The sequence below is a fragment of the Mycobacterium terramassiliense genome, from assembly GCF_900157385.1.
GTDB lineage: Bacteria > Actinomycetota > Actinomycetes > Mycobacteriales > Mycobacteriaceae > Mycobacterium > Mycobacterium terramassiliense.
This window is the reverse complement of the sequence record NZ_LT717701.1, coordinates 149,178-164,703: the sequence shown is the minus strand read 5'-3', so window position 1 is coordinate 164,703 and position 15,526 is coordinate 149,178. Positions and strand designations below refer to the sequence as shown.

At 68.6% G+C, this 15,526-nt stretch carries 12 protein-coding genes and 1 riboswitch; of the genes, 7 read left to right on the top strand and 5 right to left on the bottom strand.

Annotation, left to right across the window (positions count from 1 at the left end; genetic code table 11):
• Positions 1-150: 150 nt before the first annotated feature.
• The gene (locus MTAB308_RS15415; protein WP_077100344.1) at positions 151-2,148 is read left to right on the top strand and encodes an acyltransferase family protein; all 1,998 of its coding nucleotides are present in this window, start codon (positions 151-153) and stop codon (positions 2,146-2,148) included.
• 3 nt (positions 2,149-2,151) lie between these two features.
• On the opposite strand, the gene MTAB308_RS15410 is transcribed toward MTAB308_RS15415, so the two are convergent.
• Positions 2,152-2,811 carry an O-methyltransferase gene (locus MTAB308_RS15410; RefSeq protein ID WP_077100343.1) on the bottom strand — a complete coding sequence of 220 codons (660 nt, stop codon included), beginning with the start codon at positions 2,809-2,811 and terminating at the stop codon, positions 2,152-2,154.
• 129 nt (positions 2,812-2,940) lie between these two features.
• Positions 2,941-3,170, top strand: a riboswitch (M-box (ykoK) riboswitch).
• 251 nt (positions 3,171-3,421) lie between these two features.
• On the opposite strand from MTAB308_RS15410, the gene MTAB308_RS28890 reads away from it, so the two are divergent.
• Positions 3,422-3,637, top strand: a complete 216-nt coding sequence (locus tag MTAB308_RS28890; RefSeq protein WP_157900950.1) for a hypothetical protein — start codon at positions 3,422-3,424, stop codon at positions 3,635-3,637.
• The gene (locus MTAB308_RS15405; protein ID WP_077100342.1) at positions 3,634-5,367 is read left to right on the top strand and encodes an NRAMP family divalent metal transporter; all 1,734 of its coding nucleotides are present in this window, start codon (positions 3,634-3,636) and stop codon (positions 5,365-5,367) included. The genes MTAB308_RS28890 and MTAB308_RS15405 overlap by 4 nt, the downstream gene beginning before the upstream one ends.
• A gap of 10 nt (positions 5,368-5,377) precedes the next feature.
• Here the strand turns inward: MTAB308_RS15405 and MTAB308_RS15400 are convergent, their stop codons facing one another.
• Positions 5,378-6,322 carry an NADP-dependent oxidoreductase gene (locus tag MTAB308_RS15400; protein ID WP_077100341.1) on the bottom strand — a complete coding sequence of 315 codons (945 nt, stop codon included), beginning with the start codon at positions 6,320-6,322 and terminating at the stop codon, positions 5,378-5,380.
• Between the two features lie 166 nt (positions 6,323-6,488).
• On the opposite strand from MTAB308_RS15400, the gene MTAB308_RS15395 reads away from it, so the two are divergent.
• A complete protein-coding gene (locus MTAB308_RS15395; RefSeq protein ID WP_077100340.1) occupies positions 6,489-7,112 on the top strand; it encodes a hypothetical protein in 624 nt (207 codons plus the stop codon).
• Positions 7,113-7,146: 34 nt separating this feature from the next.
• On the opposite strand, the gene MTAB308_RS15390 is transcribed toward MTAB308_RS15395, so the two are convergent.
• Positions 7,147-7,902, bottom strand: a complete 756-nt coding sequence (locus tag MTAB308_RS15390) for a L,D-transpeptidase (protein WP_077100339.1) — start codon at positions 7,900-7,902, stop codon at positions 7,147-7,149.
• Between the two features lie 168 nt (positions 7,903-8,070).
• On the opposite strand from MTAB308_RS15390, the gene MTAB308_RS15385 reads away from it, so the two are divergent.
• Together MTAB308_RS15385 and MTAB308_RS15380 are read left to right on the top strand one after the other, a co-directional pair.
• The gene (locus MTAB308_RS15385; RefSeq protein WP_077100338.1) at positions 8,071-8,748 is read left to right on the top strand and encodes a cysteine hydrolase family protein; all 678 of its coding nucleotides are present in this window, start codon (positions 8,071-8,073) and stop codon (positions 8,746-8,748) included.
• Positions 8,749-8,798: 50 nt separating this feature from the next.
• Complete coding sequence (locus MTAB308_RS15380; RefSeq protein ID WP_077100337.1) at positions 8,799-9,731, top strand: LysR family transcriptional regulator; 933 nt, start codon at positions 8,799-8,801, stop codon at positions 9,729-9,731.
• Here MTAB308_RS15380 and oxc read toward each other — a convergent pair.
• Positions 9,715-11,445, bottom strand: a complete 1,731-nt coding sequence (oxc, locus tag MTAB308_RS15375; protein WP_077100336.1) for an oxalyl-CoA decarboxylase — start codon at positions 11,443-11,445, stop codon at positions 9,715-9,717. The two genes, MTAB308_RS15380 and oxc, sit on opposite strands and share 17 nt — an antisense overlap.
• 230 nt (positions 11,446-11,675) lie before the next feature.
• Here oxc and MTAB308_RS15370 point away from each other — a divergent pair, with 230 nt between their 5' ends.
• Positions 11,676-13,226, top strand: a complete 1,551-nt coding sequence (locus tag MTAB308_RS15370; protein ID WP_077100335.1) for a FadD7 family fatty acid--CoA ligase — start codon at positions 11,676-11,678, stop codon at positions 13,224-13,226.
• A gap of 33 nt (positions 13,227-13,259) precedes the next feature.
• Here the strand turns inward: MTAB308_RS15370 and MTAB308_RS15365 are convergent, their stop codons facing one another.
• Positions 13,260-15,407 (bottom strand): elongation factor G-like protein EF-G2, encoded by a 2,148-nt coding sequence (locus MTAB308_RS15365; RefSeq protein WP_077100334.1) that lies wholly within the window; start codon positions 15,405-15,407, stop codon positions 13,260-13,262.
• Between the last annotated feature and the right edge of the window lie 119 nt (positions 15,408-15,526).

Sequence of the window (15,526 nt, the reverse complement as noted above, 5' to 3'; positions counted from 1 at the left end):
TCCGATTACGAGGAGGGGCAGCGACGTATCGGCATCAACATTGGCGCCGGACGACAGGTCGGTCAGGGCGCGTTAGCAGCGGACACTGAGCCGGGCGGGAGGCAACCCGCGCCGGCGCGTCCTGCTCCGCGGCCACGCTGGGTAGCCCCGGTGCGCCGAGCGGGCCGGCTCGCGATCTGGGATCAACCCGACCGGCGCAGCGGGATTCCGGCGCTGGACGGGCTGCGCGCGATCGCGGTCGCCCTGGTGCTGGTCGGGCACGGCGGCATCCCGGGCGTGGGCGGCGGCTTCATCGGCGTCGACATCTTCTTCGTCCTCAGCGGGTTCCTCATCACCTCGCTGCTGCTGGACGAGCTCCGGCGCACCGGTCGCGTTGAGCTGACCGGCTTTTGGATCAGGCGGGCGCGGCGGCTGCTGCCGGCGTTGCTCCTGATGGTGCTCAGCGTGGGTGCGGCCCGCGAGTTGCTTCCCAGCCAGTCGCTCACGGGGTTACGGGACGACGCGATCGCGGCGTTCCTCTGGGTGGCGAACTGGCGGTTCGTGGCCCAGAAGACGGACTATTTCACCCAGGGCGCCCCGCCGTCGCCGCTGCAGCACACCTGGTCGCTGGGGGTGGAGGAGCAGTATTACTTTGTTTGGCCGGTGCTGCTGATCGCGGTGACCCTGGTGCTGGCCGCGCGCGCGAAGCGCTACTTCAGGCGGGCCACCGTGGGCGGGGTGCGGTTCGCCACCTTTGTGATCGCGACGCTGGGCGCGGTGGTTTCCGCGGCGGTCGCCGTCGTCCTTGCCTCCGACGGAACGCGGGACCGAATCTATTTCGGCACCGACACCCGCGCGCAGGCGCTGTTGACCGGCTCCGCGGCGGCGGCTCTACTGGTGCGGGATTGGCCGTCGATGAACCGCGGCTGGTGCCTGGTCCGCACCCGGTGGGGGCGGCGGGTGGCACGCATTTTGCCGCTGCTCGGACTGGCCGGCCTGGCGGCGGCGACCCACTACGCGACCGGTGGGGCCGGCGAGTTCCGGCACGGCCTGCTGATCGGGGTTGCCGTCGCGTCCGTCCTCGTGGTCGCCCCGGTGGCCATGGAGCAGCGCGGAGCGATCGCCCGCATCCTTGCCCTGCGGCCCCTGGTGTGGCTGGGCACCATCTCCTACGGCGTCTACCTGTGGCACTGGCCAATCTTTTTGGCGCTCAACGGGGAACGCACCGGATGGTCGGGGCTGCCGCTGTTCGGCGCCCGGTGCGGGGCCACCGTGGCAGTCGCCGCCGCGTCATGGTGGCTGATCGAACAACCGATCCGGCGCTGGCGGCCGGCGCGGGTGCCGCTGTTGCCGCTTGCCGCGGCCACCGTGGCCAGCGCCGCCGCGATGACGCTGCTGGTGATCCCGGTGGGCACCGGGCCCGGCCTGCGCGAGGGGCTGCCGCCGGGTGTGTCGGCCGTCGCCGCGGTCTCTCCCTCGCCGCCCGCCGGCAGCCGCCCCGCGCCCCGCGATCCGCACCGGCCGTTCACGGTTTCGGTGTTCGGCGATTCGATCGGGTGGACCTGGATGCACTACCTCCCGCCCACACCCGGGTTCGCCTTCCTCGACCACACCGTCATCGGCTGCAGCCTGGTGCGCGGCACCCCGTACCGGTATATCGGCCAAACACTGGAGCAGAGACCAGAATGCGACGGCTGGCCCATCCGATGGTCGGCGCAGCTGGGTCAGGACCAGCCGGATGTCGCGCTGCTGATCATCGGGCGCTGGGAGACGGTCGATCGCGTCAACGAGGGTCAGTGGACGCACATCGGCGATCCGACGTTCGACGCGTACCTCAACGGCGAACTCGAGCGCGCATTGAACATCGTGGGTTCCACGGGTGTCCGCGTCGTCGTAGCCACCGTGCCCTACAGCCGGGGCGGCGAAAAGCCGGACGGTCGACTGTATCCCGAGGATCAACCCGATCGCGTCAACCTGTGGAACACCATGCTGCGCAAAACCGTTGCTCACCACCCCGGAGTCCAGATCCTCGACCTGAACAAAAAGCTGTGCCCCGACGGGGTTTACACCGCCAAGGTCGACGGCATCAAGGTACGCAGCGACGGCGTGCATCTCACCCCGGAGGGGGTGAGATGGCTGACGCCATGGCTCGAGGAATCCCTGCGGTAGCCCTCAATCGCCCGTGCGGCAACTGATTTCCATGCTGTCGCTCTCCCGAACGGAAAAGTTGAAGCTCACATACCCGTTGTCCGGGTTGCGAACCCGGTCGAGGTAGGGCCGCATGTCCGCGGCACTGGCGTTGTCGGCAACGATCAGTGCGCCCGTCGCGAGGCGCGGTTCGAGCAACTCGAGCACCGGCAGGTAGAGGTCCTTCCACCCATCGAGCAGGACGAACTCGACGGGTCCGTCGAGGTTGTCCAGCGTGGTCAGCGCGTCGCCCTCGAGGATGGTGATGACGCCGTCCAAACCGGTCTCGGCGAACGTCCTTCTGGCCGCGGCGATCTTGGGGGCGCTGAGTTCGGTGGTCACCACCCGGCCGGCGCCGTTGTCGCGCACCGCTGACGCCAGGTGCACGGCGGAGATTCCAAAGGACATTCCGAATTCGACGACCGTCGCCGGCCGGGTGGCACGCACCAGCGCATACAGCAGGCGGCCCGCTTCCGGCGTGACGGGGATGTAGAACTCGCTCATGGCGTCGGCGCGCTCCTGCGCGCTCATCGGGCGGTCGAAATCGCCGACCCGCTCCCGCAACCGCGACATCTGATCTTGCGTTTCGGCGTACATCCGGTCGAGCACCGCCGCGACGGTGGGTGCCTGCAAAGTGTTGGCCATGCCGTCGAGGGTAGGCCCCAGTCGACGGGCCGACGGAGAGTCCTGGCGGGCGTGGGTTAACGCAAACCCACGTCAAGGTTGTGTAAACGCGTTTGACGAGCACGAGGGCTGACATGCAAGATGGACAGGCAAGCACCTCGGTAGGTGAGGCGTCTGCATGGATACAGGCCACTGACCCCGAACGTCGAGAGACGCCCCGGGTCAGGACAGCTCTTCCCGGACCCAAGGGTTGAGCCCAAGTGGCTTCTGGAACTAGGAGCGATCGCAAGCGCGGCGAAGCCGGGCGAAGTGGGTCGCGACTATGGATGATGTTCCGGATACGCCGTGCAGTGCCGAAGCTCCGACGAGAGGGGTGCGGCCGGCGGTCTGCCGCCGGTGATTCGTGCCTCTCCCGTTCAGGTGAACGCGACGACACCCGCGTGTGTCCCGGCCGGAGGAGGTGAGGGCGAGATGAGTCCCGGCGATAGTCCCTATCCGAAATCCGTCTTGTCCCGATCCGGTTCCGGCATTCCTTCTGCCGCCTGACTTCTGCCCGTGCCACCCTGCGCGTGAGAACGCTTGGTTGGCCGCGGATGCCACGAGCCGATCGGACCTGCGTCAGGAGAAGATCATGGCTTTTGTTGTTACACAGCGCCTTTGCAACGTTTCCCGGCTGCGCGGCGGTTCGATGCTGCGTGCGGGTCGGCAGTTTGCGGCCAAGCTGGGCGCGCGTGCCGCCCTGACTCCGCAGGAGCGCGCGAACCTGTACGTCTCGCGGATGCCGATCGCGGTGGTCACCGCCTCGCTCGGGGGACATCCGTCGGACCGGCCGGCCGGAAACCGGTGACCAGCTCGATCCCGACCCGCGACGGTCCCCGCGACCACGCGGTGCTGGATTCCGCGCACGCGGGCGACATCGTCGGTGCGTTCGGCCGCATCCGGCGTGACGGCACCGGCGCCTATGGGGCCGCTGGGCGCTGGGCGCGCCTGCGGACGCTGCTCGTCATCACCGGTCCCGGCCTGATCGTCATGGTCGGCGACAACGACGCCGGTGGCGTGGCAACCTACGCCCAGGCGGGGCAGAACTACGGGATGGGCCTCTTGTGGACACTGGCGGCGCTGATCCCGGTGTTGTACGTGAACCAGGAAATGGTGCTGCGGCTGGGCGCGGTGGCCCGGGTCGGTCACGCCCGGTTGATCTTCGAGCGCTTCGGCAAGTTCTGGGGTGCCTTCAGCGTCGGCGATCTGCTGATCCTCAACGCCCTGACCATCGTCACCGAATTCATCGGCGTGTCAATGGCACTCGGCTTCCTGGGCTGCCCCAAGGCGGTCGCGATCCCGGCCGCCGCGGTGTTGTTGTTCGCCGTGGTGGCCGGGGGCTCGTTCCGCCGCTGGGAAGGGCTGATGTTCCTGCTGATCTCGGTGAACGTGCTGATCATCCCGATGGTGGTGATGGTGCATCCCGCGTTGAAGGAAACGGCGGGCGGGCTGGTGCCGCGGTTCCCGGGTGGGCTCAATTCCACCGTCCTGCTGTTGGTCGTCGCGATCGTGGGGACCACCGTCGCGCCGTGGCAACTGTTCTTCCAGCAGTCCAATGTTGTGGACAAGCGCATCACGGCTCGCTGGATCGGCTATGCGCGAGCCGATTTGGTGATCGGCATCGTCGTCGTGATGGTCGGGGCGACGGCGTTGATGGTGGTGACGGCGTTCGGGTTCGCCGGCACCACCGGGGTCGGCGCCTTCACCGACGCCGGTGCGGTCGCCTCGGGGCTGGCCAGGCACCTCGGTAGCGGGGTCGGGGTGCTCTTCGCGATCATCCTGCTGGACGCGTCGCTGATCGGGGCCAACGCCATCGGGCTGGCCACCACCTACGCCATCGGCGATTCTCTGGGCAGGCGGCACTCGCTGCACTGGAAGATCAGCCAGGCCCCACTGTTTTACGGTGGCTATGCGGTACTGCTCGCCGTGTCCGCCGCGGTCGCGTTCAGCCCCGACCACATCCTCGGCCTTATAACCCAGGGCGTGCAGGCCCTCGCCGGCGTCCTGCTGCCGTCGGCGACCGTGTTCCTGGTGTTGCTGTGCAACGACCGCGCGGTGCTCGGCCCGTGGGTAAACACGGTGCGGCAGAACATCATCGCGTGGACCGTCGTGTGGTGTCTGGTGCTGTTGTCGCTGGCGCTGACGGCGACGACCTTCTTTCCTGGCCTTTCCACCACCACCATCGAGGCCGGCCTGGCCGTTGGCGCGGCGATCGGCATCGTCGGCGGCGCGGCCACGATCGTTGCCGGCCGGCGCAACCGGGACCGGCGCGACGCCGAGGCGATCGTGGGGACACTCGGCGGTGGCCTGGACCCCGAGGAGGTCGACGAACTCGACGACACCCCGTCACTGACCTCCGGCGAACGGCGCGCCGTCCGCCGACAGGACCGGTCGAGGTGGCAGACCCCCAACCTTGCCACGCTTCCCCGGCCGCACCTTTCGCCGGCCCGTCGGGCGGGATTGCTCACCCTGCGCGGCTATCTGGTGATGGCGGTCGCGTTCGTGATCGTCAAGATCGTGCAGGCCGGGATGGCCTGACGTCCGGCGATTAAGGCGAACCGTTCGGCAGCAGAACGATTTTGCCGCGGGTGTGCCGCTTCTCGAGTTCTTCGTAGGCGTCGGCGACCCGGTCCAGCGGGTAGGTCGCGGCGACCTCGAAATCGATCGCCCCGCTGACGATCAGGCCGGCCATCTCGGTGAGCACCTCCGTTGTCGACGCGTCGGCGCTGCCTTCGGTCTTGGCACCGACCTCACCGGCCTTCTGGAACGCGATGATCGTGTCGATGCGCGCGGGCGCCACACCGAGATCCACCGCGAGCTGGACGTACTCGGGGCCGAACAGGTCGATGAACGCGTCTACTCCGTTCGGTGCCGCCTCGCGCAGCCGATCGGCCAGTCCGTCCCCGTACGCGACCGGGGTGACGCCGTGGGCACGTAGCCAGTCGAAGTTGGCGGGCCCCGCGATGCCGAGCACCCGGGCCTCGCGCAGGACCAGCAATTGCACGACCAGGCCGCCGACCCCGCCCGCGGCGGCCGAAACGGCTACGGTCTCGCCCGGCTGTGGGTCGACCGCGCGGACGGCGGCGTAGGCCGTCACACCGGCCACGTAGAGCGAACCCGCGGTCTCCCAGCTCATCTGGGAGGGTTTGCGAATCAGCTGATCGACCGGGACGGCGGTGTGGGTGGCGTGGCTGGATCGGCGGAAGCTGAACCCCAGTACCTCGTCGCCGACTGAAAACTCCGTCACTGCTGGCCCGACGGCGGTCACGACCCCCGCGAGGTCACTGCCCTCGCCGGAGGGAAAGGTAGCGGGGAACATGTCGTGCAGCGCGCCGGTTCGGATGGCGGCTTCTCCGGGATTGATCCCGGCGGCGCGAACCTCGACGACCACTTCGCCCGGGCCCGGCGTCGGCATCTCCACGTCCGCCACGTACAGGACGTCACGGCCCCCGTAACGATCGAACCGTACGGCACGCGCCACCGCAGATGTCATTGTTCCTCCTATCCCGCACTCCCCGCGCCCCCCGGCCAGCATAGGTGCGAACCGGAGCCGACCGGCGGGGATGAGCGCCAGCCCCTTGCTGTCCCGCCCTTGTTCCCGCCGGCATTTCGCAGTAGCGTCAGTCGGCCGAACTGTGGATTGACGCGGGAGGAACGTCATGGAGCTCGCCAGGATTGCCGCCGCCGGCTGGGTGGTCGCCACCGTAGCGGTCGGCACCGTCGTATCCGGGTGTGGCAACGATCAGACGACGTCGGCGCCCACATCGTCGACGACATCGGGTGCCGCCACTTCATCGAGCGGTGCGAGCACGGTCACGGCTCCTTCGCCAGGCCAGCCGACCGATTACAGCTCGCTGCTGATCAAGCCCAGCGACATCGGCGGAGACTTCAAATCCCCCCAGCCCCCCGTCCTGAACCCCAACAACGCGACCGGTGTCGCACAGCTGTTCGCCAATCCCGACAACAGCCGCCGGATCGGCGACACCATCCTGATCGTCGCCGACCCCGCCGTGGCGAAGACGGGCATCGAGAACACCAAGACCAACTATGCGGGGAAGGTCACCGGCACGTGGCAGCCGGTCGACGTCGGCTCCAACGGCTTCATGATTTCCGGTAACTCGCCGGACAACTCCCAAGCGGTGACGGTGTTGCTGTTCAGCGAGGGCAAGGCGGTCGTCAATATCGAATTCGACAGCGCGCCCAACGATCCGATCGATCCGGCCATTGCGATCGATGTGGGGCGCAAGCAGGACGCCGCGATCAAAAGCGGGCTGCCCGGCTAGGTTTGGGCGAACCCCTACGGCTGCAGGTCCGCGATCAGGCCACGACCTGGATGGGGTCGCCGACGTTGACCTGGTTGAAATACCATGCGGCGTTGTCCGGGCTCAGGTTGATGCATCCGTGGCTGACGTTGGCGTGGCCCTGCGAGTCGACCGACCATGGGGCCGAGTGCACATACACGCCGCTCCAGGTGACCCGGACCGCGTACTGCGCCGTGATCTTGTATCCCTCCGGGGAACTCAGCGGGATGCCGATCGTCCGCGAGTCCATCACCACGGAGCGCTCCTTCTCCAGAGCGGTGAAGTTGCCGATCGGCGTCGGGCGGCTGGGCTTACCCATCGACGCCGGCATCGTGCGCAGCACTTCGCCGTTGCGGCTGACGGTGAAGGTGTGCCCGGACAGGCTGGCCACACCGAGTAATTCGTCACCGGTGTCGAAGCCCGTCGTCAGTGCCTGCACACCCGCCGAGACGTGGGTGTGGGCGGGCCAGTAGTGGTTCGGAACCCACTGAACGACGTCGTTGTGGACCCACTCGAAGTGTCCCGGTGTACCGCTCGGCGAAGAGACGTGGATGGTCCGTTCGGCGGCAACGCGATCGGTGACCGGTGCGGTGAACGTGACGACCAGCGGGTGGGCCACGCCCACCACCGCTCCGTTAGCGGGCGAAACCGAGGCAACTCCAGGGACCGGCTCGGGCAGGGGGACGGACGCCGCGCCGCGTGCGGCGCTCCCCAAGGCGCCCATGCCGGCAATCGCTACCATAACGAACAGATAACGAAACGCTCGGTGCATGGCGCTTACCCTTTGCGATGGTTCAACTGACACAACGATATTCTACTGGGTGTCGGCTCATTACGGTTTTCAGCAAACACGGGTGGCTTCGCTGGGTCGCCACGATAACGCTGAGATCGCGCCGGACAAGCGCGGGCGGAGCGAGGGCAGGCGCGGCAAGGGGCGGGCATGATCGCTAACGATCGCTACACGCGTCCGAGGGCGGATACGGCCGCCCTGCTCCTCATCGACGTGCAGCGGGACTTCATCGATACCCCCGACACGCCCGGCGATGACGCCCCGATGCCGGTCGCGGGCACGCGTGCCGCGATCCCGGCGATGGCGCAGTTGGCGGCGGCGTTCCGGCAACGGGGACTGCCCATCGTGCACGTCGTCCGGCTGTATCTGGCGGATGGGTCGAACGTTGACCTGGTGCGGCGCGGATCGATAGAGGGGGGCGTTCGAATTGCCTTGCCCGGCAGCGCCGGTTCGCAGATCGTCGCCGAGCTATTGCCCAAATCTGTTGAGCTGGACCACGAGTTGCTCTTGGCCGGCGGCTTCCAGCGGGTGGGCGCCGCCGAGCACGTGATGTACAAGCCGCGGTGGGGCGCCTTCTACGGCACCCCCCTCGAGCAACATCTGCGCGAAAGTGGCAGCGACACATTGGTCTTCGCAGGATGCAATTTTCCCAACTGCCCTCGCACCTCGATCTACGAGGCGTCCGAACGGGACTTCCGGCTTGTCCTGGCGTCCGACGCGATCTCCGGCCTCTATGAGCGCGGCGTCGCGGAGTGCCGGGCCATCGGGGTGGACGTGCTGGGCTTGGCGGAGACACTCGATTGGCTGGCGGTGCCAGGCGCGCGTTAGCCTCAGCGGAGTCGGTGCCCGAAGGCCGAGCCCGAACAAAGAGGAGTGCGGTGCTTTTCCGTCAGCTGGAGTACTTCGTGGCGGTCGCCCAGGAGCGCCACTTCGCCCGGGCGGCCGAGAAGTGCTATGTCTCGCAACCCGCGCTGTCCGCCGCCATCGCCAAGCTCGAACGGGAGCTGAACGTCACGCTGATCAATCGCGGACACAGCTTCGAGGGCCTCACGCCCGAGGGGGAGCGATTGGTCGTGTGGGCCAAACGGATTCTCGCCGAACACGATGCCTTCAAGGCCGAGGTGCACGCCGTGCGGTCCGGCGTCGCGGGGACGCTTCGGCTGGGCACGGTGCCGACCGCCTCGACGACGGCTTCCCTGGTGCTCTCCGCGTTCTGTTCGGCGCATCCGCTGGCGAAGGTGCAGATCCTTTCCCGGCTGGCCGCCACCGAGCTGTACCGGCGCGTGCGCGAGTTCGACCTGGACGCCGCCATCGTGCACACCGCCACCGACGACGCTCACGACGTCAAGCTGGTGCCGCTCTACGAGGAACACTATGTGCTGCTGTCGACGGCGACCATGCTGCCCGCGGGGGCATCGACGCTGACGTGGCCGGAGGCCGCGCAACTGCCCCTGGCGCTGCTCACCGCCGACATGCGCGACCGCCAGATCATCGACGAAGCCTTCGCCGGCCACGCGATCACCGTCACCCCGCAGGTCGAAACCGATTCGGTCGCTTCGTTGTTGGCGCAGGTGGCCACGGGCAACTGGGCGTGCATCGTGCCGCACACCTGGCTCTGGACCTCGCCGCTGAGCGCGGAAATCCGCGCGGTCGAGATGGTCGAACCGGTGCTCAAGGCCGAGATCGCGTTGGCCACCAATTCTTCCGGCCCCGGCTCGCCCGTCGCGCGTGCGCTCACCGCATCCGCTCAGCAGCTGGCACTCGGCGAGTTCTTCGACGCGCAGTTGCTGGGGATCACGCGCCGGCGCTGATCGCGGGTGCGGCGGCGCTGGTCGGGTTGAGGCCGGCCAGGTGGCCGCTTTCCACGCCGGCCGCCGGGTCGAGCCGGCAGTCGACGACCGACGGCCCGCCGGAGGCGATCGCCTCGGCCAGCGCCGTGCGCAGCTCCGCCGGTGTGGTGACGTGATATCCCTTGCCGCCGAACGCTTCCGCGATCAGCCCGTGACGTGCCTGAGCGTTCAGCACGGTCGGCGCGGGATCGTCCCCCGTCGCCGCTTCGTCGCCGCGGTACACCCCGCCGTTGTTGAGGATGACGACGGTCACCGGCAGCCGGTAGCGGCAGATCGTTTCGACCTCCATGCCGGAGAAGCCAAACGCGCTGTCGCCCTCGATCGCGACGACCGGCTGGCCGGTCTCCACCGCGGCGGCGATGGCATATCCCATGCCGATGCCCATCACGCCCCAGGTGCCCGTGTCGAGCCGACGTCGCGGCAGCTCCATGTCGATGACGTTGCGGGCCAAATCCAGCGCATTGGCGCCTTCGTTGACGACGTAGACTTCCGGGTTTTCCCGCAGCACGGCCCGAATCGCGCCGAGCGCGTTGTAAAACCGCATGGGGTATGGATCCTCGGCCAGCCGCTCGCGCATCTTGGCCTCGTTGTGCGTCCGGCGCTCGGCCAGCTCGTGGACCCATTCGATCGGTGCGACGATCGGATGTGCGGCTACCGCGCCGCACAGCGCCGACAGCACCGAGCCGACATCGCCGCACAGGGGCGCCGCGATCGGCCGGTTGCTGTCGAATTCCGCCGCCGCGATGTCGATCTGCACGAACTTGGCGTCGGCGGCCCATTGCGGCGACTCCCCGTGGCCGAGCAGCCAATTGAGCCGCGCGCCCACCAGCAACACCGCGTCCGCACGGGCGATCGCCAGTGAGCGCGCGGCCCCTGCCGACTGTGGGTGTGAATCGGGTAGCAGCCCCTTGGCCATCGACATCGGCAGGAACGGAATTCCGGTGTTCTCCACGAAGTTCCGGATCACGTCGTCGGCCTGCGCGTAGGCGGCGCCCTTGCCGAGCACGATCAGCGGCCGCCGCGCGTGCCGTAGAACTTCCAGCGCGCGATCGACGGCTTCTGGCGCCGGCAGCTGCCGGGGCGCGGGGTCGACGACGCGCCAGATCGTGTCGGCCGCGGCGGAGGCGTCCATCGCCTGGCCGAGAATTTCGGCGGGGATGTCGAGATAAACCCCGCCCGGCCGCCCGGAGGTCGCCGTGCGAATGGCGCGGGCCACGCCCCTGCCGATGTCCTCGATCCGACCAATCCGATATGCGGCCTTCGCGAAAGGCTTTGCGGCCGTGAGCTGATCGAGGTCCTGGTAGTCGCCGCGCTGCAAATCCACCATCGCCCGGTTGCTCGAGCCCGAAACCTGGATCATCGGGAAGCAGTTCGCGGTGGCGTTCGCCAGGGCGGGCAGCCCGTTGAGGAAGCCGGGCCCGGACGTGGTGAGGCACACGCCGGGGCGGCGGGTGAGGAACCCGGCGGCGGCGGCCGCGTTGCCGGCCGAGCCCTCCTGCCGAAAGCCGATGTAGCGGATGCCCGACGCCTGCGCGGTGCGGGCGAGGTCGGTGATCGGGATGCCGACGATGCCGTAGATGGTGTCGACGTCGTTGGCCTTCAGCGCGTCGACGACGAGGTGGAAGCCGTCGGTCAAGCGAGCCGCGTCGCCGGGAGATGCCGAAACGGTGGACATGGTGGCGGCCTCCTTGTGAGCGTGATGCCGGATCTGCCCGTAACTGCCTCAGCCATCACTGTTGTGCCGGTGCGCGTGGCTGTCCAAGACTAAGCCGCTATGCAGCGATTCACGGCGTCTATCGATAGCCCCCGCTTATCGATAGTGAGCGGATCGGTATTGGACGGGCACCCGGGTGTCACGGCATGGTGCCAACAGGAGGTTTCACAAGCTACGAAAGGGGTTGGGCGATGAGGACCAGCAATCACGTTGTCGTCGATCTGGTCGAGGTGGCGGCACGCCGGCGCCCGGGCGCGCCGGCGCTCGTCGTCACGCCCGATCGCCTGCCGGTCAGTTACCAAGACCTGGTTCGACTGGTCGACGACCTGTCCGGGCAGCTGAAGCGGAATGGACTGCGGCCCGGTGATCGCGTCGCGCTGCGCGCGGGCAGCAACGCCGAGTTCGTCGTCGGCCTGCTGGCCTCGCTGCGGGCCGAGCTGATCGTGGTCCCCTTGGACCCGGCCTTGCCGGTCGCTGATCAGCGCACCCGGAGCGAGGCGGTGGGTGCGCGGGCGGTGCTGGTCGACGGTGACGGGCCCGGCGATGAGCGCGAGACGGCCCTGCGCCGGTGGCCGTTCGCGGTGACCGTTGGCGCTGCGGGCGTGGCGGCGGTACGCCTTGACGCCGCGACGACGCCGGAGCGCGACGTTTCGACGCCCGAGGGTCTGCGCGACGACGACGCCATGATCATGTTCACCGGCGGAACCACAGGGGTGCCGAAGATGGTCCCGTGGACGCACGACAACATCGCCAACTCGGTGCGGGCGATCGTCGCCGGCTACGGACTGGGCCCCCAGGATGCGACGGTGGCGGTGATGCCGCTCTACCACGGTCATGGGTTGATCGCCGCCTTGCTGTCCACCCTGGCGTCCGGGGGCACCGTGCTGCTCCCGGCTCGCGGGCGCTTCTCGGCGCACACTTTCTGGGACGACATCGACGCCGTCGGGGCGACCTGGTACACCGCCGTGTCTACGATCCACCAAATCCTGTTGGAGCGCAGCAGGACTGAGCGGCCGGGAAGCGAGCGTGCGGCGCTTCGGTTCATCCGCAGCTGCAGCGCCCCCCTCACCCCGGAAACGGCTCGGTCGCTACACGAGACGTTCTCGGCGCCGGTGGTGTGCGCGTTCGGCATGACCGAGGCGACCCATCAGGTGGCGACGACGGGCATCGGCCAGACCGAAAATCCCGCCGCCACGGCTGGTCTCGTCGGCGCGTCGACCGGGCCGGAGATCCGGATCGCGGGGCCCGACGGTCAGCCCCTGCCGACGGAAGCCGTCGGCGAGGTCTGGTTACGCGGGCCCACCGTGGTGCGCGGCTACCTCGGCGACCCGTCGATCACCGCCGCCAACTTCACCGACGGGTGGCTGCGCACAGGCGATTTGGGCTCGCTGTCGGCGGCCGGGGACCTGATCATCCGGGGCCGGATCAAGGAATTGATCAATCGGGGCGGTGAGAAGATCTCGCCGGAACGCGTCGAGGGCGTGCTGGCCACCCACCCCAACGTCCTGGAGGTGGCCGTGTTCGGGCTGCCGGACAAGATGTACGGGGAGACGGTGGCCGCGGTGATCGTTCCGCGGGAGTCGCCGGCGCCCACACCGGCCGAGCTCGCCGTGTTTTGCCGCGAGCGCCTCGCGGCCTTCGAGGTCCCCGCCACCTTCCGGGAGGCCGACGCGCTGCCGCACACCGCGAAAGGCTCGCTGGACCGCCGCGCCGTGGCCGGTCGATTCGGGGGTGGGAGCTAGGCCCGTCAGGCGCCTACGCGCGCCGATCGATTCTCACGCCGTGGTTTTCACGCGGGCGGCCGCGGTCTCCGGCATGGGTTCGTAGCGGGCGAAGGAGCGGGTGAACGAGGCGGCCCCGTGCGAGAGCGAACGCAGGTCGATCGCGTAGCGGGTGAGCTCGACCTGGGGCACCTCCGCCTTGACCACCGTGCGTTCGTGGCCGGCGGTGTCGCTGCCGAGCACCCGGCCGCGACGCCCCGACAGATCGCCCATCACCGGGCCGACGTAATCGTCGGGCACCAGCACCGAGATCTCATCGATGGGCTCGAGCAGGGCCACCCGGGTCGCCGCCGCGGCCTCCCGCAGCGCCAGCGCGCCCGCGGCCTGGAACGCGAAGTCCGACGAGTCCACGCTGTGCGCCTTGCCGTCGAACAGCGTGACCCGGATGTCGACGACGGGGTAACCGGCGTGCACGCCCTTTTCCATCTGGGCGCGCACACCCTTTTCCACGCTCGGGATGAACTGCCGGGGCACCGCCCCGCCGACCACCTTGTCGACGAACTCGAATCCCGAGCCCTCCGGCAGTGGCTCCACCTCGATGTCGCACACCGCGTACTGGCCATGCCCGCCCGACTGCTTGATGTGGCGGCCGTGCCCTTTCGCCTTGCCGCTGAACGTTTCTCGCAGCGGGACGCGGAGGTCGACCGTGTCCACGGTGACGCCGTACCGATTGGCCAGCGCGTCGAGGACGACGCCGGCATGGGCCTCACCCATGCACCACAGCACGATCTGGTGCGTTTCCTGGTTCTGCTCGATCCGCAGCGTGGGGTCCTCGGCGGCGAGCCGCCCCAGACCGACCGACAGCTTGTCTTCGTCGGTCTTGGCGTGCGCCTGAATCGCCACCGGCAGCAGCGGCTCCGGCATCGTCCAGGGCCTGAGAACCAGCGGCTCGGACTTGTCCGACAGGGTGTCGCCGGTTTCGGCGCGGCTCAGCTTGCCGATGGCGCAGATGTCCCCCGCCACCACGGCGGCCGCGGGGCGCTGCTGCTTGCCGAGGGGAAAGGACAGCACGCCGACGCGTTCGTCCTCGTCGTGATCGGGATGCGAATTCCCGTTCCCGTTGGTCCCGCCGAAGAACGACGCAAAATGGCCCGACACATGAACCGTCGTGTCGGGCCTGATGGTCCCGGAAAAGACCCGGACCAGACTCACCCTGCCGACGTAGGGGTCCGACGTGGTCTTCACCACCTCCGCGAGCAACGGCGCGCCGGCGTCGCAGGCCAGCGTCGCGTGCGTGGCACCGTTCGGCGTGAAGACTTCCGGTAGCGGGTGCTCCATCGGAGACGGGAATCCCCGCGTAGCGACCTCCAGCAATTCCAGCGTGCCGACGCCGGTGCCGCTGCACACGGGGATGACCGGGAAAAAGGAGGCGCGGGCGACGGCCTTTTCCAGGTCGGCGATGAGCACCGATTCGTCGATCGACTCCCCGCCCAGGTAGCGCTCCATCAGGGACTCGTCCTCGGACTCCTCGATAATCCCCTCGATCAGGGTGCCCCGCGCTTCCTCGATCCGGTCGGCGTCGGCCTCGTCCGGCGGCTGAATGGTCCGCTTGCCGCCGGAATACAGGTAACGCTGCTGCGACAGCAGGCCGATCAGCCCGTCCGAGGTCGGCAGGTACAGCGGTAAGACCTTGTCGCCGAACGCGTTTTGCGCGGCGGCCAGCGCCTCCTGATAGTTCGCGCGCGCGTGGTCGAGCTTGGTGATCACGACGGCGCGGGGCATCCCGACTTGGCTGCATTCCTGCCAGAGCGACTTGGTCGGCTCGTCGACGCCCTCGTTGGCAGCGATCACGAACAGCGCGCAATCGGCGGCGCGCAACCCGGCGCGCAATTCGCCCACGAAATCGGCGTACCCGGGAGTGTCCACCAGGTTGATCTTGATGCCGTCGTGCGCAAGGGACGCGACGGCGACGCCCACGGAGCGCTGTTGCCGGATCTCGGCCTCGTCGTAGTCGCAGATCGTGTTGCCCTCGGTGACCGAGCCCGGGCGGGACAGCACGCCGCCGGCGACCAGCAGGGCCTCGACCAGGGTGGTCTTGCCGCCGCCCGAGGGACCCACCAGGACCACGTTGCGAACATCGCCCGGACCGTTCGCGGTGGGAGCGGCCCCCGCGCCCTGCGAAGCGTTCGCCTTGTCCGCCATGACTTTCCTCCAGTTCTGCAGCGCTGCGGCGTGCTGTGGCGCGGTGTGGTCTGGGCCACAGGACGCTGTAAGCAACTTTTCCCCCAACTGCCGCCCAACACAAGGCCACCGGCAGGCCA

What these genes read in the sequence shown, in the direction of transcription:
- MTAB308_RS28890 (WP_157900950.1), top strand. Translation starts at nt 3,422, where the DNA reads ATGGCTTTTGTTGTTACACAGCGCCTTTGCAACGTTTCCCGGCTGCGC.
- MTAB308_RS15395 (WP_077100340.1), top strand. Translation starts at nt 6,489, where the DNA reads ATGGAGCTCGCCAGGATTGCCGCCGCCGGCTGGGTGGTCGCCACCGTA.
- oxc (WP_077100336.1), bottom strand. Translation starts at nt 11,445, where the DNA reads ATGTCCACCGTTTCGGCATCTCCCGGCGACGCGGCTCGCTTGACCGAC.
- MTAB308_RS15370 (WP_077100335.1), top strand. Translation starts at nt 11,676, where the DNA reads ATGAGGACCAGCAATCACGTTGTCGTCGATCTGGTCGAGGTGGCGGCA.
- MTAB308_RS15385 (WP_077100338.1), top strand. Translation starts at nt 8,071, where the DNA reads ATGATCGCTAACGATCGCTACACGCGTCCGAGGGCGGATACGGCCGCC.
- MTAB308_RS15410 (WP_077100343.1), bottom strand. Translation starts at nt 2,811, where the DNA reads ATGGCCAACACTTTGCAGGCACCCACCGTCGCGGCGGTGCTCGACCGG.
- MTAB308_RS15390 (WP_077100339.1), bottom strand. Translation starts at nt 7,902, where the DNA reads ATGCACCGAGCGTTTCGTTATCTGTTCGTTATGGTAGCGATTGCCGGC.
- MTAB308_RS15365 (WP_077100334.1), bottom strand. Translation starts at nt 15,407, where the DNA reads ATGGCGGACAAGGCGAACGCTTCGCAGGGCGCGGGGGCCGCTCCCACC.
- MTAB308_RS15400 (WP_077100341.1), bottom strand. Translation starts at nt 6,322, where the DNA reads ATGACATCTGCGGTGGCGCGTGCCGTACGGTTCGATCGTTACGGGGGC.